The following is a 249-nucleotide window of genomic DNA, read 5'->3' on the forward strand; positions in this document are numbered from 1 at the left end:
CAAGGTGTTATTGAAACTGAAAGCATTCCGCTAAACTTAAACAGCGGTATTTACATTTTTAAAATTGAAACTCAATTAAGTAGTATTAGCAAAAAAATTGTAATTAAATAATATTAATTGTCTGATTAATAGCGTTTCTTGAATTATCCCTAATAGAATTCTTGAAAAAGAGAGTCCCGAAATTTCGGGACTTTTTTTGTAACATATTATCATTTTTTACGTTCTAATAGTTTATCATCAATCTATTAA

General features: G+C 25.7%; 1 protein-coding gene. It reads left to right on the forward strand.

The window, feature by feature from the left end; translation table 11 throughout:
* Window positions 1-24 precede the first annotated feature (24 nt).
* On the forward strand, window positions 25-111 hold the full coding sequence (locus tag FUA24_RS26130; protein WP_394344203.1) for a T9SS type A sorting domain-containing protein: 87 nt from the start codon (window positions 25-27) through the stop codon (window positions 109-111).
* The last annotated feature ends 138 nt before the right edge of the window (window positions 112-249 follow it).

The organism is Seonamhaeicola marinus, from assembly GCF_008085455.1.